The sequence below is a fragment of the Luteimonas terrae genome (genome assembly GCF_004358165.1).
GTDB lineage: Bacteria > Pseudomonadota > Gammaproteobacteria > Xanthomonadales > Xanthomonadaceae > Luteimonas > Luteimonas terrae.
Map to the genome: position 1 here is coordinate 309,319 of NZ_SMTG01000002.1, position 19,433 is coordinate 328,751.

14 protein-coding genes, 1 tRNA gene and 2 pseudogenes are annotated in these 19,433 nt (G+C 68.3%); 12 read left to right on the forward strand and 5 right to left on the reverse strand.

Annotation, left to right across the window (positions count from 1 at the left end; translation table 11 throughout):
* Nucleotides 1–150: 150 nt before the first annotated feature.
* The 3 genes and pseudogenes from E2F49_RS01525 to E2F49_RS01535 all read left to right on the forward strand — a co-directional run bounded on the left by E2F49_RS01525 (nt 151) and on the right by E2F49_RS01535 (nt 2,647).
* Nucleotides 151–843, forward strand: a complete 693-nt coding sequence (locus tag E2F49_RS01525) for an FKBP-type peptidyl-prolyl cis-trans isomerase N-terminal domain-containing protein (protein ID WP_055247336.1) — start codon at nt 151–153, stop codon at nt 841–843.
* A gap of 111 nt (nt 844–954) precedes the next feature.
* Nucleotides 955–1,784: pseudogene (locus E2F49_RS01530) on the forward strand (CoA pyrophosphatase).
* Nucleotides 1,781–2,647 (forward strand): sulfurtransferase, encoded by an 867-nt coding sequence (locus E2F49_RS01535; RefSeq protein WP_133392325.1) that lies wholly within the window; start codon nt 1,781–1,783, stop codon nt 2,645–2,647. Before E2F49_RS01530 ends, E2F49_RS01535 begins: the two are co-directional and overlap by 4 nt.
* 211 nt (nt 2,648–2,858) lie before the next feature.
* Here E2F49_RS01535 and E2F49_RS01540 read toward each other — a convergent pair whose 3' ends face one another.
* The 3 genes and pseudogenes from E2F49_RS01540 to uvrA form a co-directional block, all read right to left on the reverse strand.
* Complete coding sequence (locus E2F49_RS01540; RefSeq protein WP_133392326.1) at nt 2,859–3,617, reverse strand: enoyl-CoA hydratase/isomerase family protein; 759 nt, start codon at nt 3,615–3,617, stop codon at nt 2,859–2,861.
* A gap of 124 nt (nt 3,618–3,741) precedes the next feature.
* The gene (locus tag E2F49_RS01545; RefSeq protein ID WP_133392327.1) at nt 3,742–4,152 is read right to left on the reverse strand and encodes an acyl-CoA thioesterase; all 411 of its coding nucleotides are present in this window, start codon (nt 4,150–4,152) and stop codon (nt 3,742–3,744) included.
* A 146-nt stretch (nt 4,153–4,298) separates the two neighbouring features.
* Nucleotides 4,299–7,220, reverse strand: a pseudogene (gene uvrA / locus E2F49_RS01550) (excinuclease ABC subunit UvrA); the annotation flags it as partial.
* Nucleotides 7,221–7,603: 383 nt separating this feature from the next.
* Here uvrA and rplU point away from each other — a divergent pair.
* The 3 genes from rplU to cgtA all read left to right on the forward strand — a co-directional run bounded on the left by rplU (nt 7,604) and on the right by cgtA (nt 9,583).
* Nucleotides 7,604–7,927 (forward strand): 50S ribosomal protein L21, encoded by a 324-nt coding sequence (rplU, locus tag E2F49_RS01555; protein WP_055247347.1) that lies wholly within the window; start codon nt 7,604–7,606, stop codon nt 7,925–7,927.
* Nucleotides 7,928–7,939: 12 nt separating this feature from the next.
* Nucleotides 7,940–8,200 carry a 50S ribosomal protein L27 gene (gene rpmA / locus E2F49_RS01560; RefSeq protein ID WP_055247349.1) on the forward strand — a complete coding sequence of 87 codons (261 nt, stop codon included), beginning with the start codon at nt 7,940–7,942 and terminating at the stop codon, nt 8,198–8,200.
* Nucleotides 8,201–8,542: 342 nt separating this feature from the next.
* On the forward strand, nt 8,543–9,583 hold the full coding sequence (gene cgtA, locus E2F49_RS01565) for an Obg family GTPase CgtA (RefSeq protein WP_133392329.1): 1,041 nt from the start codon (nt 8,543–8,545) through the stop codon (nt 9,581–9,583).
* Nucleotides 9,584–10,357: 774 nt separating this feature from the next.
* On the opposite strand, the gene rpsT is transcribed toward cgtA, so the two are convergent.
* Nucleotides 10,358–10,630, reverse strand: a complete 273-nt coding sequence (gene rpsT, locus E2F49_RS01570; protein WP_055247353.1) for a 30S ribosomal protein S20 — start codon at nt 10,628–10,630, stop codon at nt 10,358–10,360.
* Nucleotides 10,631–10,808: 178 nt separating this feature from the next.
* Here rpsT and murJ point away from each other — a divergent pair, with 178 nt between their 5' ends.
* The 6 genes from murJ to E2F49_RS01600 all read left to right on the forward strand — a co-directional run bounded on the left by murJ (nt 10,809) and on the right by E2F49_RS01600 (nt 18,145).
* Nucleotides 10,809–12,353, forward strand: a complete 1,545-nt coding sequence (gene murJ / locus E2F49_RS01575) for a murein biosynthesis integral membrane protein MurJ (RefSeq protein WP_279487332.1) — start codon at nt 10,809–10,811, stop codon at nt 12,351–12,353.
* A gap of 103 nt (nt 12,354–12,456) precedes the next feature.
* Nucleotides 12,457–13,428: a bifunctional riboflavin kinase/FAD synthetase gene (locus tag E2F49_RS01580; RefSeq protein ID WP_133392330.1), complete on the forward strand. Its 972-nt coding sequence runs from the start codon at nt 12,457–12,459 to the stop codon at nt 13,426–13,428.
* A gap of 65 nt (nt 13,429–13,493) precedes the next feature.
* Nucleotides 13,494–16,310, forward strand: a complete 2,817-nt coding sequence (ileS, locus tag E2F49_RS01585; protein ID WP_243713524.1) for an isoleucine--tRNA ligase — start codon at nt 13,494–13,496, stop codon at nt 16,308–16,310.
* Nucleotides 16,310–16,798, forward strand: coding sequence for a signal peptidase II (lspA, locus tag E2F49_RS01590; protein ID WP_133392332.1), 489 nt, complete (start codon nt 16,310–16,312; stop codon nt 16,796–16,798). Before ileS ends, lspA begins: the two co-directional genes overlap by 1 nt.
* A gap of 284 nt (nt 16,799–17,082) precedes the next feature.
* Nucleotides 17,083–18,033 carry a 4-hydroxy-3-methylbut-2-enyl diphosphate reductase gene (ispH, locus tag E2F49_RS01595; RefSeq protein ID WP_133392333.1) on the forward strand — a complete coding sequence of 317 codons (951 nt, stop codon included), beginning with the start codon at nt 17,083–17,085 and terminating at the stop codon, nt 18,031–18,033.
* Nucleotides 18,034–18,069: 36 nt separating this feature from the next.
* Nucleotides 18,070–18,145 (forward strand) — tRNA-Thr (locus tag E2F49_RS01600).
* Between the two features lie 57 nt (nt 18,146–18,202).
* Here the strand turns inward: E2F49_RS01600 and E2F49_RS01605 are convergent.
* A complete protein-coding gene (locus E2F49_RS01605; protein WP_165971089.1) occupies nt 18,203–19,324 on the reverse strand; it encodes a diguanylate cyclase in 1,122 nt (373 codons plus the stop codon).
* Between the last annotated feature and the right edge of the window lie 109 nt (nt 19,325–19,433).

The window sequence follows — 19,433 nt, forward strand, 5'->3', positions numbered from 1 at the left end:
AGGAACTTGTCCGGGCGGCCGCTGTCTCAGGGAAGTCGTCAGTGGCGGTTAAGCCCTTCGACCGCTATCCTAGCGCGTCCATAGGGGCGGTTCGACCGCCCCTTCGCGCGACAGGCGATATCGAAATCCGACCTAGTGGAGATCCACGGAATGAAGTTGCGTTTTATTGCGGCCGCCGTCGCGGCCATGACGTTCAGCGGCGCAGCGTTCGCGCAGCAGGCAGCCGCGCCCGCAGCCAATGCGAATGACCGCACCACGCTGAGCTATGCGCTGGGTTTCGATCTGGGCAACCGCCTGGCGGAGACCGGTGAGTCGGTCGACGTCAACACGATCATCAAGGGCCTGCAGGACGGTCACGGCCGCAAGGATCCCACCTACACGCCCGAGCAGATGGGCACTGCCTACAACGCCTTCCAGCAGCGCATGCAGCAGAAGATCGTGGCCGAGCGTCGTCAGGCGCTGACCGCGAACGAAGGCCAGGCGACCACGTTCATCAACGAGTACAAGGCGCGCGAAGGCGTGATCTCGCTGCCGAGCGGCGTGATGTACCGCGTCGTCGAAGCCGGTTCGGGCGCCAAGCCGACCGCCGCCAGCACCGTCGAAGTGGCCTACCAGGCGCTGATCGTGCCGGCCGGCATCGGTCTGAGCCAGGAAGACAAGACCCCGCCGTTCCGCGTGTCGGAAGCCCCGATCGCCGGTCTGCGCGAAGTGCTGCCGCTGATGCCGCTCAACGCGGTCTACGAAGTGGTCTTCCCGCCGGGCAAGTTCGTCTCCGGCGAAGGCACGCAGGAAATCGCCAAGCAGCCGGTCGGCGTGATGGTGAAGCTGCTCAGCACCCGCTGATCGCGCCACGCCTCATGCAAGACCCGACGCCGACGTGCTCCGCACGTCGGCGTCGTCGTATGTGGCGGTCGCTGTCCTCCCGTTCCGCCGCACCCCGCTAGAATCGTCCGGATGAACGCGACACCGCCCCGCGCCATGCTGACCCCGTGTACCGGTGTCTGCAGTCTCGATGCCGACGGCACCTGCTACGGCTGCCTGCGCACGCTGGCGGAGATCGGCGGCTGGTCACAGATGAGCGACGCCGAGCGCGCGCGGATGATGGAGGTGGTGCTGCCGGCCCGCGAGGCGGCGCGCACATGAGTCTCGATCCCGTCATCGAATTCGACGTCGACACCGACGGACTGGCGCGCGTGCTGCATCCGCTCGATACGCCGCCGGCAGCGCGTGGCTGGAACGTCGACGAGCTCGACGGGCTGCTCGATGACGCCGCGCCCCTGCGCGAGGCGGCGGTGCTGGTCGGCCTGGTGCGTCGCGACGATGGCCTGCAGGCGATGCTGACGCGTCGCACCGACACGCTGCGCCACCACGCGGGCCAGGTCAGCTTTCCCGGCGGTCGCCAGGAGCCCGAGGACGGCGGCCCCCTGCAGGCGGCGCTGCGCGAGGCCTGCGAGGAGATCGGGCTGCATCCGCAGCAGGTGCAGCCGCTGGGCTATCTCGATCCGCTGGCGACCATCACCGGCTACCGGGTCACACCGGTCGTCGCGCTGCTCGATCCCGGTTTCGAACCGGTGCCCGAACCCGGCGAGGTCGCCGAGGTGTTTGAGGCGCCGCTCGCGTTCCTGATGGCGCCGACCAGCCTCCGTCGTGTCGACATCGAGTTCCGCGGCCGCGTGCGGCACGTACTCGAATACGAAACGCTGGCCGCTGCGCCCACGCACCGCATCTGGGGCGCGACCGCGTCGATCCTGCTCAACCTGCGCGATCGCCTGGAGCGGTTGTGAGCGCGCGCTGGACCACGCTGGTCGACGCGCCGACGCTGGCCGCCGCGTTGGGCGATCCCGGCATCCGCATCGTCGATTGCCGCTTCGCGCTGGCGGCGGCCGGCGCCTCCGACGGCGTCGGCGAGGCGGCATGGCGCGAGGCGCACGTGCCGGGCGCCGTGTATGCACATCTCGAACGTGATCTGTCCGGGCCAAAAGGACCGGGGCTCGGTCGCCACCCCTGGCCGGATGCCGACGCACTCGCCGCGACGCTGTCCCGCTTGGGCATCGCGCCCGGCACGCAGGTCGTCGCCTACGACGACAGCGACGGCGCCTTCGCCGCGCGACTGTGGAGGCTGCTACGCAGCGTCGGCCACGAAGCGGCGGCGGTGCTCGACGGCGGCTGGGCGGCCTGGAACGCGCTGGGCCTGCCCGTGGAGACGGACGCGCCCTTCATCGCGCCCGAACCAACGGTCACGCTGACCTTCGACGAAGCGCGCCTGCTGCGCACCGCCGACGCCCTGCAGCGGCATCTCGATGCCGGCGGCCTGCTGCTCGATGCGCGCGCGGGCGCGCGTTTCCGCGGCGAAGTCGAACCGCTGGATCCGCGCGCGGGCCATGTCCCCGGCGCGCGCAACCGGCCGTATGCGGACAATCTGCGCGACGGTCGCTTCAAGCCCGCTGCCAGCCTTGCGCAGGAATTCGACTCGCTGCTCGCCGGTCACCCGCCGGCGGAGGTCGCGGTGATGTGCGGCTCCGGTGTGACCGCCTGCCATCACCTGCTGGCGATGGCGCATGCCGGCCGCGACGGTGCACTGCTGTATGCGCCGTCGTGGAGTGGATGGGTGGATGATCCGGCGCGCGAGGTTGCGGTCGGGGGCTGAGACCGAGGTATGGCTGTTGCGCTCGCCACACGTCGATCTCTTACTCGAAGATCAAATCAAAATGGATCCCAGCCTTCGCTGGGATGACGATCCCGCGCAGCCATGGACTCGCGACATCTCCGTCGCCCCAGCGGCTTTCAACAGACGCATGTCTGGTCAAGCCGGGGCCCATTTTGATTCTGCTTTCTCGCCAGCTCGGAAAAGCCGCGCACTACCGCCCCAGCCGCGCCACCAGCGCCCGCAAGCCCGCCTGCGTATCCGGCGCATTCCACGCATCGACGAAGCGGCCCAGATCGATGTTGTCCTCGTGCAGCGCCTCGATCAGGTCCGCACGGGCGATCGCGCGCGTTTCCAGCATCGGCGCGCGCGGCAGGGCCAGCAGCGATTCCAGCCAGAGGCGCGCGCGTACCGCGACCTCGTCGATGCCGGCCAGTTCGTCCACCAGTCCGAGCCGCAGTGCTTCCTCGGCATCGACCAGCACACCGCCGACCAGCAGGCGCTCGGCCTGGCGTGCACCGATCGTGCGCCGCATCAGTCGCTGGATGCCGTCGGGTGCCACCAGGCCCACCTGCGTCTCATTGAGACCGATCCGGTACGCGCCCGAGGCCATCACCCGGTAATCGCAGCACAGCGCCAGCACGCAGCCACCCGCGGGCGCGTGGCCGGCGAGGGCGGCGGCGACCGGCATCGGCGCCGCGGCCAGGGCGCGCGCGGCGGCGAAGAACGCGTCCCACGCACCACGCAATGCAGCGGCATCGGGGAGCGAGAGCAGATGCGGTACGTCGAGGCCGCCGGAGAAGACCTTGGGACCGCCGCTGAGCACGATACCGCCGACGCCGTCCGACGCCGCGCCATCAATGGCATCACGCAGGGCAATACACAGCGCCGGATCGAGCGCGTTCGCCGGCGGGCGCGCGAGCGCCAGCTCGCGGATCGGGCCGTGGTCCTGGATGTCGATCAGTGCGGTCATCGCGCGGCTCCGGAAAAGTGAGACCCGATCGTAGCGCGCAGCGGTCGGATGCCCGGGTGCGGGCGCGATCGTGGTCGCGATGCCGACATCGCGGGAACCGCGACCGGGGTCGCGCCCACCGGGTTCACGCGGCCGCCTGCGCCTTCGCCCGCACCGACTCGGGCAGCGCCGTCGGGCGTCCCGTGCGGCGATCGATCCACACCATCACCACGTGCCCGTCGGCGTGCAGCGTCGCGCCGTCCTCGGACACGATGCGGTGGCCGATCGTCACGCTGGAATTGCCGAGACGATCCACCAGCAGTTCGACGACGATCTTCGACGGATACGGAATCGGCACCTTGTAGTTCATCTGCACCGCGGCCAGCAACGGCGCGGTCTCGTCAGTGACCCAGGCCTCGCCGACGGTGTCGAACCAGCGGATGCGCGCCTCCTCCAGATACGTCATGAAGTTGGAGTTGTTGACATGGTTGAACGCGTCGAGATCGCGCCAGCGCAACTCGATCGGCATGCGGATAAGAACTGTCTGTTCGCTCATGCCTTCGCTCCCTTCTTCGTCTTCTTCGCCGCGGCTTTCTTTGCTACCGGCTTCGTCGCAGCATCGTCGTCCGATGTGACTTGCCTCGAGCCTTCGCGCATCAGTTCAGCGCGTACCTTCGCATCGGCCTCGGCGGCCTTGGTCGACGCGCCCTTGCGCGGCAACGGCTTGGGCAGATGCGCGGTCGACTTGCGCGCCATCTTGCGCTCGGGCTTGGGATCGGCCGGTTCGGCGAGCTTGGCGTCGAGCAGGCGCGCGAGGAACTGGCCGGTGTGCGACTGCGGCATCGCCGCGACCTGCTCCGGCGTGCCCTCGGCGATGATCTGCCCGCCGCGGTGACCGCCTTCGGGGCCGAGATCGACGACCCAGTCCGCGGTCTTGATCACGTCGAGATTGTGCTCGATCACCACCACCGTATTGCCCTCGTCGCGCAGCTTGTGCAGCACGGCGAGCAGGTGCTCGATGTCGTGGAAGTGCAGGCCGGTCGTCGGTTCGTCGAGGATGTACAGCGTGCGGCCGGTGTCGCGGCGCGAGAGTTCCTTCGACAGCTTCACGCGCTGCGCTTCGCCGCCCGACAGCGTCGTCGCGCTCTGGCCGAGCTTGATGTAGCTCAGGCCGACGTCGATCAGCGTTTCGAGCTTGCGCGCGATCGGCGGCAGGTTCTCGAACAGCACCAGCGCATCCTCGACCGTCATTTCCAGCACGTCGTGGATGCTGTGGCCCTTGTAGAGGATCTCCAGCGTTTCGCGGTTGTAGCGCTTGCCGTGGCAGACGTCGCAGGGCACGTAGACGTCGGGCAGGAAGTGCATCTCCACCTTCAGCAGGCCGTCGCCCTGACAGGCCTCGCAGCGGCCGCCGCGCACGTTGAAGCTGAAACGTCCGGCGGCGTAGCCGCGCGAGCGCGCCTCGGGCACCTGGGCGAACAGTTCGCGCAGCGGCGTGAACAGACCGGTGTAGGTGGCCGGGTTCGACCGCGGCGTGCGGCCGATCGGCGACTGGTCGATGTCGACGACCTTGTCGAACAGGTCCAGGCCCTCGACCTCGCGATACGGCGCGGCCTTGTGCGACGCACCGTTGATCTCGTTCGCGGCGAGCGCGTGCAGGGTGTCGTTGATCAGCGTCGACTTGCCCGAGCCCGACACGCCGGTGACGGCAGTGAACAGGCCCGAGGGAATCTTCAGGTCGACGTTCTTGAGGTTGTGGCCGGACGCGCCCAGCAGCTTGAGCTGCATCTTCGGATTGGGCTTGTGGCGCTTGGCCGGAATGTCGATGCGCTTGCGGCCGCTGAGGTACTGGCCGGTCAGCGAACGCGGCGCCTTGAGCACGTCCTCGTAGGAACCCTGCGCCACGACTTCGCCACCGTGCACACCGGCACCGGGACCGATGTCGACGATGTGGTCGGCCAGGCGGATCGCATCCTCGTCGTGCTCGACGACGATGACCGTATTGCCCAGGTCGCGCAGACGCGTCAGCGTCGCCAGCAGACGCTCGTTGTCGCGCTGGTGCAGGCCAATCGACGGCTCGTCGAGCACGTACATCACGCCGACCAGACCCGCGCCGATCTGCGAGGCCAGGCGGATGCGCTGCGCCTCGCCGCCCGACAGCGTGTCAGCCTTGCGCTCCAGCGTGAGGTAGTCGAGGCCCACGTCGACGAGGAAGCTCAGGCGCTCGGCGATCTCCTTGACGATCTTGGTCGCGATCTCGCCGCGCCAACCCGGCAGCTGCAGCTGGCCGAAGAAGCCCAGCGCCTCGTCGATCGGCAGTACGACGATGGACTGCAGCGGACGGTCGGCGACGAACACGTTTCGCGCCGAACGGTTCAGGCGTGCGCCCTCGCAATCCGGGCACGGACGCTCGCTGATGTACTTGGCGAGTTCCTCGCGCACCGCCGCCGATTCGGTTTCGCGGTAGCGGCGCTCGAGGTTCGGCACGATGCCCTCGAAGCGGTGCTTGCGCTGGGTGCGCGCGCCCGAATCGGTGATGTAGGTGAAGTTGATGGTGGTGTCGCCGCTGCCGAACAGCACCGCGTCGCGCGAGGCCTGCGGCAGGTCCTGCCACGGCGTGTCGACATCGAAGCCGTAGTGCTTGGCCAGCGACTGCAGCAGCTGGAAGTAGTAGGCGTTGCGGCGGTCCCAGCCGCGTACCGCGCCGGCCGCGAGCGACAGCTCGGGGTGCACGACCACGCGTTCGGGATCGAAGAATTCGCTCACGCCCAGGCCGTCGCAGGTCTGGCAGGCGCCGATCGGCGAATTGAACGAGAACAGGCGCGGCTCGAGTTCGGGCAGCGCGTAGTCGCAGACCGGGCAGCTGTACTTGGACGAGAACAGTTGCGGCGGAATCGACGCATCGTCGATCGCCTGCACCGAGACCATGCCCTCGCCGAGCTTGAGCGCGGTCTCGAAGGATTCGGCCAGGCGCTGCTTCATGTCCTCGCGCACCTTGAAGCGGTCGATGACCGCTTCGATGGTGTGCTTCTGGCGCAGCGCCAGCGTCGGCAGCGCGTCGATCTCGTACAGCTCGCCGTCCACGCGCACGCGCACATAGCCCTGCGCACGCAGCTGCTCGAACACCTGGGCGTGTTCGCCCTTGCGTTCGCGCACGACCGGCGCCAGCAGCATCCAGCGCGTCTCGCCGTCGAGCGCCAGCACCTGGTCGACCATCTGGCTGACCGTCTGCGCTTCCAGCGGATAGCCGTGGTCGGGGCAGCGCGGGCTGCCGACGCGTGCGTAGAGCAGGCGCAGGTAGTCGTAGATCTCGGTGATCGTGCCGACCGTCGAGCGCGGGTTGTGCGAGGTCGACTTCTGCTCGATCGAGATCGCCGGGCTCAGACCTTCGATGTGATCGAGGTCGGGCTTCTCCATCACGCTGAGGAACTGGCGCGCGTAGGAGGACAGCGACTCGACGTAGCGGCGCTGGCCTTCGGCATAGATGGTGTCGAACGCGAGCGACGACTTGCCCGAGCCCGACAGACCGGTAATGACGATCAGCTGGTCGCGCGGCAGGTCGAGATCGATGTTCTTGAGGTTGTGGGTACGGGCACCGCGAATGCGGATGGTATCCATCGCCATCGGCTGGAAATCCGGTTGGGGGGCGGGGAGGGGCGGTCCGGCCCCGCGCCGCAACGCGCGGGGCGCATGCGGAACGGGCAATCGGTCAGACTACCGAGCCCGACAGATGGGGGCAAACCGCCCACACGCCAGTCTGCGGGTGGGGCGTCGCAGGATCTGCGAATGGCCGGCAGCCAGTCGTGAAGCCCGCCCGGGGCGCGTGTTTCGCGCGATTCCGCCGGTGCCGGCCGACGCGCGCGGGCGGAACGGCCCACCGGATGCGGCGCGCCCGCGGCAATCCCGGGTCGAGTTGACCGCAAGTCACTGATCCGGCTAGAATCCCGCTTCTGTCCGCCCTCGATGGCGGCAGGTAAGACCACAATAACTACAGAGGAAGTCTGGTCATGAGTTATGCAGTCCTCGTCACGGGCGGCAAGCAGTACCGCGTGATGGCAGGTGAGACCCTTCGCGTCGAGAAGCTCGAAGGCGATGTGGGTAGCGAGATCAAGTTCGACAACATCCTGCTGCTGGGCGACAGCGACGGCATCAAGCTGGGCGACGCGCTGAAGGGCGCGACGGTCGCCGCGACGATCAAGTCGCACGGCCGCGCCGACAAGGTGCGCATCATCAAGTTCCGTCGCCGCAAGCACCACATGAAGCGTCAGGGTCACCGTCAGCACTACACCGAAATCGAGATCACCGGCATCGCCGGTGGCGACAAGAAGTAAGGAGCAGCAGGCATGGCACATAAAAAGGGCGTAGGTTCCTCGCGCAACGGCCGCGACTCCAACCCGAAGTACCTCGGCGTCAAGATCTACGGTGGCCAGGCCATCGAAGCCGGCAACATCATCGTGCGTCAGCGCGGCACCCAGTTCCATCCGGGCGCCGGCGTGGGCCTCGGTCGTGACCACACGCTGTTCGCGCTGGTCGACGGCAAGGTCACCTTCGGCACCAAGGGTCCGAAGAACCGCCGCACCGTCAGCGTGGTCGCCGAGGCCTGAGCCTCCCGCGACACGTGACGATCCGGAAAGCCCCGCTTCGGCGGGGCTTTTCATTGATGGGGGCCGTGAACGGTGATTCGCGACTGGTGATTGGGCGAGGCGGTTTGCACGCGCTCGATCTGCCCGCGAAGCCGGCCACGTAGACTGCGGCCTGGCGGCGCACCCGCGTTCTCCGATCACGAAGCACCGATCACGAATCACCGCCCTATGAATCGTGACGGGTGATCGGGCAACGCGGTTTGTACACGCTCGATCTGCCCGCGAAGCCCGCCACGTAGACTGCAGCTTGGCGGCGCATGCGCGTTCTCCAATCACGAATCACCAATTACGAATCACCGCCTTATGAAACTCGTCGACGAAGTCGAAATCACTGTCACCGCCGGCAATGGCGGCAATGGCTGCGTCGGATTCCGGCGCGAGAAGTTCATCCCGCTCGGCGGGCCGGACGGCGGCGACGGCGGCGCCGGCGGCAGCGTGGTGCTGGTCGCCGACGAGAACCTCAACACCCTGGTCGACTTCCGCCACCAGACCATGTTTCGCGCCCAACGTGGCGAGAACGGCATGGGCCGGCAGATGTACGGCAAGGGCGGCGACGAGCTGGTCATCGTGGTGCCGGTGGGCACCGTGGTGCACAACGTCATGACCGACGAGGTCATCGGCGATCTGACCGCGCATGGCCAGCGCCTGCTGGTGGCGCGTGGCGGGCAGGGCGGCCTGGGCAACATGCACTTCAAGAGTTCGACCAACCGCACGCCGCGCCAGTCGACACCGGGCGAGCAGGGCGAGGAGCGCACGCTGCGCCTGGAGCTCAAGCTGCTGGCCGACATCGGCCTGCTGGGCTTCCCGAACGCCGGCAAGAGCACGCTGATCCGCGCGGTCTCGGCGGCGACGCCGAAGGTGGCGGACTATCCGTTCACCACGCTGTATCCGAATCTTGGCGTCGTCAGTGTCGAGCCGGCGCGCAGCTTCGTCATCGCCGACATTCCGGGGCTGATCGAAGGTGCGGCAGATGGCGCCGGCTTGGGCGCGCTGTTCCTGCGCCACATCCAGCGCACGCGCCTGCTGCTGCATCTGGTGGAAATCGCGCCGCTCGACGGCAGCGATGCGGTCGACCAGGTCCGCGCGATCGAGCGCGAGCTGGAGAAGTTCGACACCGCGTTGCTGGAGAAGCCGCGCTGGCTGCTGATCAACAAGGCCGACACGCTGCTGCCCGAGGAATCGGAAGCCGAAGCGGCGCGCATCATCGAGGCGCTGGGCTGGACCGCGCCCTGGTTCCTGATCTCGGGCCTTGCGCATGACGGTACCCGCGAGGTGATGCTCAAGGCGCAGGCCGCGCTCGACGAACTCGACCGCGAAGCGCGCGAGGCGGCGGACGCGGTCTGAGCGAGGCTGTCGTTGTTTGGCTCTCTCTGAAGCCCGGCCTATGGCCGGGTTTCGAATTTTTGGATCTGCGCTCGTAGTGATTCTTTCCGGCGCGATGAGCGCCCACTTCGGAAACAGCGTTGCGCCGTCCAGGGGTTGCTCCTCGGCTCGGCACCACGCGTAGCTGCGCAACGCTTCCCCGGACCGGCGCAGCGCGCCGGGCGTTCGCAACGACTGCGCGGCAGTGCCGCGCAAACAGTCGCTGCTCATCCATGCCTGACTCGCCGCCGCGGACTATCCATGGTCCGCTCTCCGCAACCCTCCGGCCGACACAACGCGCTGCGGCTAGAAGTTCGCCACTTCTATCGAGCGAGCAAGCCGCACTCGTTCTGCACGAAGGCACGAACTGAATGTTCGAGGCAGTGGACTGGCGGCCGGTGACCGCGCCGAGCACGCCATGGGGGAGTCCGGTCTGCTTGCGCGGCGTGCCGCGCGACCGGGCGAACGCCGGGCATGCTTTGCCCGGCCGGACCGCGAAGCGGGCGTGTGCCCGAGTCAAGGCAGGGTGAGTGGGGACTGTTTGCGCGGCACTGCCGCGCGTCCACCCGAACGCCCGGCGCGCTGCGCCGGGCCGGACCGCAAACCGGACTTGACCGAGGGAGAAGCGGCTTCCGGCCGGCAGGCTGATGCCCACCAGAAGCAGGCATTCCGCCATGGTGGATAGGAGCGAACAACAAAAAACCCGGCCAATGGCCGGGTTTTTTCGCATCGGCAGCCGAAGCGGCCGGGCCGGGATCAGGCAGCGGCCTTGATCGCCTTGATGCGTGCGGTCAGGCGGCTCTTGTGACGGGCTGCCTTGTTCTTGTGGATCAGGCCGCGCGAGCTGAAACGGTCGAGGATCGGCTGGGCGACGTTGAACGCCTCCTGCGCGCCGGCGGCGTCGTTGGCGTCGAGCGCCTTGAGCACCTTCTTGACGGCGGTGCGGAGCTGCGAGCGCTGGGCGGAGTTGCGCGCGTTGCGCACGACGGTCTGCTTGGCGCGCTTCTTGGCGGACTTGATGTTTGCCACGATGGATTCCTGGAAGCTGGACGTGTGAAAATCCGGCGTCGCCGGACCAATGGAAATTTGAGCAGGAAATTATGGGTGTTTCAGATACTTGCGTCAACCGGCCCGGCCTGAACGGACCTGCTGCGTGACGGCGCCCGATCCGGCGGCCGCCAGCCCGACCCCGAAGAAGCGCGGTGGCCTGCTGCGCTCGAGCGCGGTGTTCAGCGCGATGACCCTGATCTCGCGGATCGCCGGCTTCGCCCGCGACATGCTGCAGGCGACCCTGTTCGGGACCGGCGGGGCGATGAGTGCCTTCATTGTCGCCTATCGCATCCCGAATTTCCTGCGCCGGGTGTTCGCGGAAGGCTCGATGGCGATGGCCTTCGTGCCGGTACTCAACGAGATCAAGGAGCGCGGCGACCGTTCCGCGCTCAAATCCTTCATCGACCACATGGCCGGCGCGCTGTGTGCGGTGGTGCTGGTCGTCTGCGCGCTGGGCATGCTGTTGTCGCCGCTGGTCGCGCGCCTGTTCGCGCCGGGCTGGGCGGATCAGCCGGAGCTGCTGGGCCAGACCGCGACGATGCTGCGGACCACGTTCCCGTATCTGCTTTTCATCTCGCTGATGTCGCTGTCGGCGTCGATCCTCAACAGCCACGGCAAGTTCGCGCTGCCGGCGTTCACCCCGGTGCTGCACAACCTGACGATGATCGCGGCGATGCTGTGGCTGGCGCCGCGCTTCGAGCTGCCGCCGCAGGGCCTGGCCTGGGGTGTGCTGATCGCCGGCTTCCTGCAGCTGGCGCTGCTGTGGCCGGCGCTGGGGCGGCTGGGGCTGCGCCCACGCTTCCGGCCGGGGTTCTCGCATCCGGAGGTCCGCAAGGTGGGCCGGCTGATGCTGCCGACGCTGTTTTCCTCGTCGGTCGCCCAGGTGAACCTGCTCGTCGGCACCGCGTTCGCCTCGCTCTTGGCGGCGGGCAGCGTCGACTGGCTGTACTACTCCGATCGCCTGATCGAATTCCCCTTGGGCCTGTTCGGCGTGGCACTGGGCACCGTGATCCTGCCGCACCTCTCGCGCCGCCACGCGGCCGAGGATGCGTCGGGCTACAACCAGTCGCTGGACTGGGGCCTGCGCATGGCGCTGCTGGCGGGTGTGCCGGCAGGCCTGGGTTTGTTGCTGCTGGCCGAGCCGATCACCGCGACCGTCTACAACTACGGGCAGTTCAGTGCGGCCGACACGCGCATGGCCGCGATCAGCCTGACGGCGATGAGTCTGGGCGTGCCGGCCTTCATGCTCAGCAAGGTGTTGGCGCCGGCGTTCTACGCCCGCCAGGACACGAAGACGCCGATGCGTGCGGCGATCTGGACGGTCGCGGCGAACGTGGCGCTGACGATCGCGCTGACCACGCCGCTGTGGCTGTACGACGTGCCCGGCGCGCACGGCGGCATCGCGCTGGCGACCGCGCTGGCCGGCGTCGTCAATGCGGTGCTGCTGTGGCGCTACCTGCGCCAGCGCGGCATCTTCGCGCCCGAACCGGGTTGGGCGACCTACCTGTTGCGGCTGGCCGGCGCCTGCGCGGCGATGGCGGTGGTGGTGCTGGGGCTGCGGTTCTGGATCGGCGAGTGGACCGCCATCCACGGCGCGCTGCACCGCATCGGCTGGCTGGTGCTTGTGATCGGCGCCGGCGGCGCCACCTATGCAGTCGCGATGGTGGCGCTGGGCCTGCGGCCGCGACACCTGCGGCACTGACCGTCATGGACGCCGGGCCCGGGGCGGGCCGGGCGGCCGCTATACTCGGCGGTCACTTTTTCTCCGCGGGCGTGCATCGGTGCGCCCGCCGCAACGGACCCACATGAGCAGGCTGTTCCGCGACATCGCCGGCGGGCCCCTCTGTGCCGACGGCAGCGTGGTCTGCATCGGCGCATTCGACGGGCTGCATCTCGGGCATCAGGCGCTGGTGCGGCATGCCGTGGCACGGGCGCACGCGCTGGGTGTCGAGGCCGCTGCCCTGAGTTTCGAACCGCTGCCGCGCGAGTTCTTCGCCGCCGCGTCGCCGCCACCGCGCCTCGGGCCGGTGCGGGCGAAGTTCGAAGGCCTGCGGGGCCTGGGTGCCGATGTTGTCGGACTGCTGCGCTTCGACGCGCGCATGGCGGCGATGTCGCCCGAGGCCTTCGTCGAGGCCGTGCTGGTGCAGCGCCTGCGCGCGCGCGAAGTCTGGGTCGGCCCGGGCTTCCGATTCGGCCACAAGCGCGCCGGCGATCTTTCGACACTGCAGGCGCTGGGCCGCGAGGCGGACTTCGTCGCTGGCGAAATCATGCCCCTGGTCGTCGATGGCGAACGCGTGTCGAGCACCCACATCCGCAATGCGCTGGTCGCCGGTGATTTCGCGCACGCCGCGAAGCTGCTCGGCCGACCGTATGCGGTGTCCGGACGCGTGGTGCGCGGCCAGCAGCTCGGCCGCACGCTGGGCTATCCGACCGCGAACCTGCGCTTCGGCGGCAAGGTGCCCGCGCTGCGCGGCATCTATGCCACGCGCGTGCACGGCATCGGCGACGTCCCTTGGCCGTCCGTGTCGAGCTTCGGCACGCGGCCGACGGTCGGCGGTGTCGAGCCATTGCTCGAAGCGCACCTGTTCGATTTCGACAGCGATCTCTATGGCCGCCGCATCGAGGTCGAGTTCGTCGCGCGTCTGCGCGACGAGAAAAAGTTCGACGACCTGCCGAGCCTGGTCGCGCAGATGGATCTCGATGCCGCACAGGCGCGCGCCATCCTCGACGCGACGCAAACCCCACGATACGAAACGCAAACACAGGACTCCGCGTGAGCGCAGACGCCAGCAACGCCAACCCCTACAAGTCGACGATCCATCTGCCGGCGACCGACTTCCCGATGCGCGGCGATCTGCCCAAGCGCGAGCCGGCGATGCTGGCGCGCTGGGAAGAAGAGGGCCTGTACGCGCAGCTGCGCGAGCACGCGCGCGGACGTCCGCAGTTCGTGCTGCACGACGGTCCGCCGTATGCGAACGGCTCGATCCATCTCGGCCATGCGGTCAACAAGATCCTCAAGGACATCATCGTCAAGTCCAAGGGCATGGCGGGCTTCGATGCGCCCTACATCCCGGGCTGGGACTGCCACGGCCTGCCGATCGAGATCGCGATCGAGAAGAAGTGGGGCAAGGTCGGCGTCAAGCTCGATGCGGTCGAGTTCCGGCAGAAGTGCCGCGAATACGCCAACGCGCAGATCGACATCCAGCGCCGCGACTTCAAGCGCCTGGGCGTGCTCGGCGATTGGGACAACCCGTACCGCACCCTCGACTTCCGCTTCGAAGCCGACGAGATGCGCGCGCTGGCCAAGGTCATCGACAACGGCCATCTGACCCGCGGCGTGAAGCCGGTGCACTGGTGCTTCGACTGCGGTTCGGCGCTGGCCGAAGCGGAGATCGAGTACGCCGACAAGGTCTCGCCGGCGGTCGATGTTGCCTACATCGCGCGCGATTCCGCCGCGTTCGCGCATGCGTTCGGCGCGACACTGCCGGCCGACGTCGACATCGCGCTGCCGATCTGGACGACCACGCCGTGGACGCTTCCGGCCTCGCTCGCCGTCTCGCTGGGCGCGGATCTCGAGTACGCACTGGTCGAAGGCCCGGTTGCGCAGGACGGCCGCCGCCGCTGGCTGGTGCTGGCCGATGCGCTGGCCGAACGCGCGCTGCGCCGCTATGGAGTCGAGAGCGATGTCGTCGTGCACGGTCGCGTCGCCGGCAGTGCGCTCGAGAATCTCGTGCTTGCGCACCCGTTCTACGCCGAGCGCGACATCCCGGTGATCCTCGGCGACCACGTGTCGGCCGAAGACGGCACCGGCGCCGTGCACACCGCGCCCGGCCACGGCCAGGAGGACTACGTCGTCGGCAAGGCCTACGGCCTGCTCGATCGCTACACCGCGTCCCAGCTCAATCCCGTCGACGGTCGTGGCGTCTACCTGCCGACCACGCCGCCGATCGGCGACACCGTGCTCGCCGGCCTGCACATCTGGAAGGCCAACGACGCCATCGTCGATGCACTGCGCGCGCAGGGCAGCCTGCTCGCGTTCGCGAAGCTCGAACACAGCTACCCGCATTGCTGGCGCCACAAGACGCCGATCGCGTTCCGCGCGACGCCGCAGTGGTTCATCTCGATGTCGCAGGCCAACCTGCGCGACGACGCACTCGCCGCGATCAAGGACGTCATCTGGTATCCCGAGTGGGGCCAGGCGCGTATCGCCGGCATGGTCGAGGGCCGCCCGGACTGGACGATCTCACGCCAGCGCACCTGGGGCGTGCCGATCGCGCTGTTCGTGCATCGCGAAACCGGTGAGCCGCATCCGCGCAGCACCGAGCTGATGCGTCTGGTCGCCGATCGCGTGGAAGAGCACGGCGTCGACATCTGGTACACGCTCGACGCCAGCGAACTGCTGGGCGACGACGCGGCCGATTACGAGAAGATCACCGACATCCTCGATGTCTGGTTCGATTCCGGCGTGACCCACGAGGGCGTGCTGCTCGCGCGTGGCTACGACAAGCCGGCCGATCTGTATCTGGAGGGCTCGGACCAGCATCGCGGCTGGTTCCAGTCTTCGCTGCTGACGGGCGTGGCGATCGACAAGGCCGCGCCGTACCGGCAGTGCCTGACGCACGGCTTCACCGTCGACGAGCACGGCCGCAAGATGTCCAAGTCGCTCGGCAACGGCATCGAGCCACAGGACATCATGAAGACGCTGGGCGCGGACATCCTGCGCCTGTGGATCGCCTCGGCCGACTACAGCAACGAGATGTCGCTGTCGCAGGAGATCCTCAAGCGTACGGCCGATGCCTATCGCCGCATCCGCAACACCGCGCGCTTCCTGCTCGGCAATCTGGCCGGATTCGAGCCCGCGCGTGATCTCGTCGCACCGCAGGACATGGTCGCGCTGGACCGCTGGATCATGCATCGCGCCGGCCAGTTGCAGGCGCGCATCGAGGATGCCTACGCGCGTTACGACTTCGCCGAGATCGTGCAGGCGCTGTCGAACTTCTGCAGCGTCGATCTGGGCTCGCTGTATCTCGACGTCACCAAGGACCGGCTGTACACGATGCCCGAGCATTCGGTCGGTCGTCGCAGCGCGCAGACCGCGATGTACCACGTCGCCGAAGCGTTCACCCGCTGGATCGCGCCGGTGCTGAGCTTCACCGCCGACGAGCTGTGGAGCCATCTGCCGATCCCGGCAGAGGGCACGCGCGAGGCGAATGTGCAGTTCGCGACCTGGTACACCGGCCTGAAGACGCTCGACGGCGACGCCGACTGGGGCCCACAGGACTTCGAGCGCGTGCTGGAACTGCGCGAGCGCGTGGCCAAGGTGCTCGAACCGATGCGCGCCAGCGGCGAGATCGGCGCGGCGCTGGATGCGGAGATCGAGCTGCGCTGCAATGTCGCGGACACGAACTGGCTCTCGCCGGTCGTCGAGGAGCTGCGCTTCCTGCTGATCAGCGGCGACGTGAGCATCGTCGACGATGCAGGCGCGACAGCGATCGGCGTGTCGGCGCGCGCAACCGGCAAGCCCAAGTGCGTGCGCTGCTGGCAGCGTCGCGGCGACGTCGGCGCGCATGCCGGCCATGCCGAGCTGTGCGGCCGCTGCGTGGAGAACATCGCGACCGATGGTCGTGACGGACAGGGTGAAATCCGGAGGTGGTTCTGATGGCCAAGGTGACGCCCAATGCCCTGCCGTGGCTGGTGCTGTCGGTGGTGGTGATCGCGCTGGACCAGCTCACCAAGTACTGGGTGCTGACTTCACTGCCCGAGTACACCGCGATCCCGGTGATCGAGGGCTTCTGGAACTGGTACCGCACCTACAACACCGGCGCCGCCTTCAGCTTCCTCGCCGATGCCGGCGGCTGGCAGAAGTGGTTCTTCACCCTGCTGGCGATCGTGATCAGCGGCGTGCTGGGCTGGTGGCTGGTCAAGACCCCGCGCCGCGACTGGCGCACGGCGCTGCCGTTCGCACTGGTGATCGGCGGCGCGCTGGGCAATGTCATCGATCGGCAGATCCACGGCCACGTCGTCGACTTCATCCAGTGGCACTGGCGCGACTACTACTGGCCGGCATTCAACATCGCCGACGCGGCGATCGTGGGCGGCGCGATCGGGATCGCGCTGTTCGGGTTCTTTCCGGCGAAGAAGAAGTAGAGAACGGCGCCTCGCGAGACGCGCCGGCCTTCACGCCTTCCCCCGCGTGCGGGGGAAGGTTGGGATGGGGGCGAACGACCCGGCCGCGCGCAAGCCTTGACCCGCAAGCTCCTTGATCGCGGGTGTGGCGGGCGGTTCCGCGATCTGGAACTTCGCCCCCTCCCAACCCTCCCCCGCAAGCCGGGGGAGGGCTTCGACCCCGCGCCGTCGTGAGAACCGACGACACACCCCGTCCTGCTCCCGTTCCGTTTCACCCCCGCGCCCTCCGGTAAACTGCGCCTCTCATGGATATCGTCCTCGCCAACCCCCGCGGCTTCTGTGCCGGCGTCGATCGTGCGATCGAGATCGTCAAGCGCGCCATCGAGACCCTGGGCGCGCCGATCTACGTGCGCCATGAAGTGGTACACAACCGCTTCGTCGTCGAGGATCTCAAGCAGCGCGGCGCGATCTTCGTCGAGGAACTCGACGAAGTGCCCGACGACCAGACAGTGATCTTCAGCGCGCATGGCGTCTCGCAGGCCGTGCGCGAGGAAGCGACGCGCCGGGGCCTGAAGGTGTTCGACGCGACCTGTCCGCTGGTGACCAAGGTGCACTTCGAGGTCGCGCGCCACTGCCGCGCCGGTCGCGACGTCGTGCTGATCGGCCACGAAGGCCATCCGGAAGTCGAAGGCACGATGGGCCAGTGGCGCGCCGAAGACGGCCGCGGCTCGATCTATCTGGTGGAGGACGAGGCCGACGTCGAAGCGCTGGTCGTCGGTCAGCCCGAGAACTTCGCCTACACCACGCAGACCACGCTGTCGGTCGACGACACCCGCAGCGTGATCGCCGCGCTGCGCGCGAAGTACCCGATGATCCAGGGGCCGCGGCACGACGACATCTGCTACGCCACGCAGAACCGCCAGGACGCCGTGCGCGATCTCGCGAAGGAATGCGACCTGATGCTCGTCGTCGGCTCGCCCAACAGCTCCAATTCCAACCGTCTGCGCGAGCTCGCCGAGCGCGACGGTGTCGAGGCCTATCTGATCGACAACGCCGGCGAGATCGACCCGCGCTGGGTCGAAGGCCGTCGCCACATCGGCGTCACCGCCGGTGCCTCCGCGCCCGACATCCTGGTGCAGGGCGTGCTCGATCGTCTGCAGGAACTGGGCGCCAGCGGCGTGCGGGAACTCGCCGGTGAGCCGGAAAGCATGGTCTTCGCCCTGCCCAAGGAACTGCGGGTGCGTCTGGTCGATTGACCGCGGGGCCGGCGCTCCCTAGAATTCGCGTCCCAAGCCGGAATAGCTCAGTTGGTAGAGCGGCGCATTCGTAATGCGTAGGTCGTAGGTTCGATTCCTATTTCCGGCACCAGTTGTACGAGAAAGGCGACCTTCGGGTCGCCTTTTTCGTGTCCGGACCGTGCAGTGCTCAGCCGGCCTCGACGCGGTCGCGGCCGGCGGCCTTGGCGCGGTAGAGCGCGGCGTCTGCATCGCGGATCCAGTCGGCGAGCGTCGCATGCGTGCCGCGGGTCTCGCTCAGGCCGATGCTGACCGTGCACGACAGGCCCGGCTCGGCGTCGAACACGAGTCCCGAGATCTGCGTGCGCACGCGCTCGGCCAGTGCGAGCGCGCGCTCGCGATCGGCAGGCGTCAGCAGCAGCGCGAATTCGTCGCCGCCGAAGCGGGCCGGCACGTCGTCGCCTGTGGCGACGCCACGCAGGACTTCGCCCACGCGGCGCACGACGACATCGCCCATGCCGTGGCCGTAGCGGTCGTTGGTGTGTTTGAAGCGGTCGATGTCGATCAGCAGCAGCGCCGCCTGGCGGCCGCTGCGCTGGTAGAGCTTGAACGCGTGCGCGGCGCGTGTGTCGAAGTGGCGCCGGTTGGGCAGGTCGCTGGCCGAGTCGGTGCGCGTGGCGCGTTCGAGTTCGCGATTCTGGCGCGCGATGGTGCGGCCCAGGCGCCAGGTCACCACGCTCAGGGCCAACTGGTAGCCGAACATCAGCGGCAGGCAGGCGACCACGGTGCGCAACGAGGTGTCCGGCGCGAACGGGCGACCGGCGAGCGGCCAGGCAATCACGAATCCGGCGGCGAGCGCGGGCAGGGCGCGTGCGATCAGACGCCAGCCGCCTGCGGCGAACCGGTCGGCGGTCAGCACCGACAGCAGGACCGCGGTCGGCAGCAGGCTCACGCCGATCAATGCGATCCACATGCCGCCAGCGGCAGCGTCGATGACGAGGTTGCGGTACTCGACCGCGGCCGGGTCACGCGCGCCGCGTGCCAGAAGCCAGGCAAGCTGGGGCCAGAACAGCGCGTTGACGATCAGCAGCAGCCACGTCCAGTGGGGCGCGGCCTGCTCGTGCAGCACGGAGGCGATCGGCAGGGCACACAGGGCGGTCCCGAGCATGCGCATGCGGTGGATGCGGGCGACGAAGCGCAGGGCAGGCGTGCGCGAGCGATCGGCGATATCGGCGTAGTAGGGCACCAGCGTGCGCGGCTCGCGTTGTCGTGTGGGACGTGCAGGCAAATTGTAGTGCGAAGCCGACGGCATCGACGGGATTCCGTGACGCAGTTCGCGGACGCGCATGCGGCCTTGCCGGCGTATCCGCGGTGTGGGAAGCCGCCGCGCGATGGCGTCGGGTCTCCGATGCTGCGACACC

Excerpts from the sequence above, each read along its gene's own strand:
- rpmA (WP_055247349.1), top strand. The coding sequence starts at position 7,940 with ATGGCACATAAAAAGGGCGTAGGTTCCTCGCGCAACGGCCGCGACTCC.
- E2F49_RS01525 (WP_055247336.1), top strand. The coding sequence starts at position 151 with ATGAAGTTGCGTTTTATTGCGGCCGCCGTCGCGGCCATGACGTTCAGC.
- lspA (WP_133392332.1), top strand. The coding sequence starts at position 16,310 with ATGGCCAAGGTGACGCCCAATGCCCTGCCGTGGCTGGTGCTGTCGGTG.
- E2F49_RS01540 (WP_133392326.1), bottom strand. The coding sequence starts at position 3,617 with ATGACCGCACTGATCGACATCCAGGACCACGGCCCGATCCGCGAGCTG.
- E2F49_RS01605 (WP_165971089.1), bottom strand. The coding sequence starts at position 19,324 with ATGCCGTCGGCTTCGCACTACAATTTGCCTGCACGTCCCACACGACAA.
- E2F49_RS01580 (WP_133392330.1), top strand. The coding sequence starts at position 12,457 with ATGAGCAGGCTGTTCCGCGACATCGCCGGCGGGCCCCTCTGTGCCGAC.
- ileS (WP_243713524.1), top strand. The coding sequence starts at position 13,494 with ATGCGCGGCGATCTGCCCAAGCGCGAGCCGGCGATGCTGGCGCGCTGG.
- cgtA (WP_133392329.1), top strand. The coding sequence starts at position 8,543 with ATGAAACTCGTCGACGAAGTCGAAATCACTGTCACCGCCGGCAATGGC.
- rplU (WP_055247347.1), top strand. The coding sequence starts at position 7,604 with ATGAGTTATGCAGTCCTCGTCACGGGCGGCAAGCAGTACCGCGTGATG.
- E2F49_RS01545 (WP_133392327.1), bottom strand. The coding sequence starts at position 4,152 with ATGAGCGAACAGACAGTTCTTATCCGCATGCCGATCGAGTTGCGCTGG.
- ispH (WP_133392333.1), top strand. The coding sequence starts at position 17,083 with ATGGATATCGTCCTCGCCAACCCCCGCGGCTTCTGTGCCGGCGTCGAT.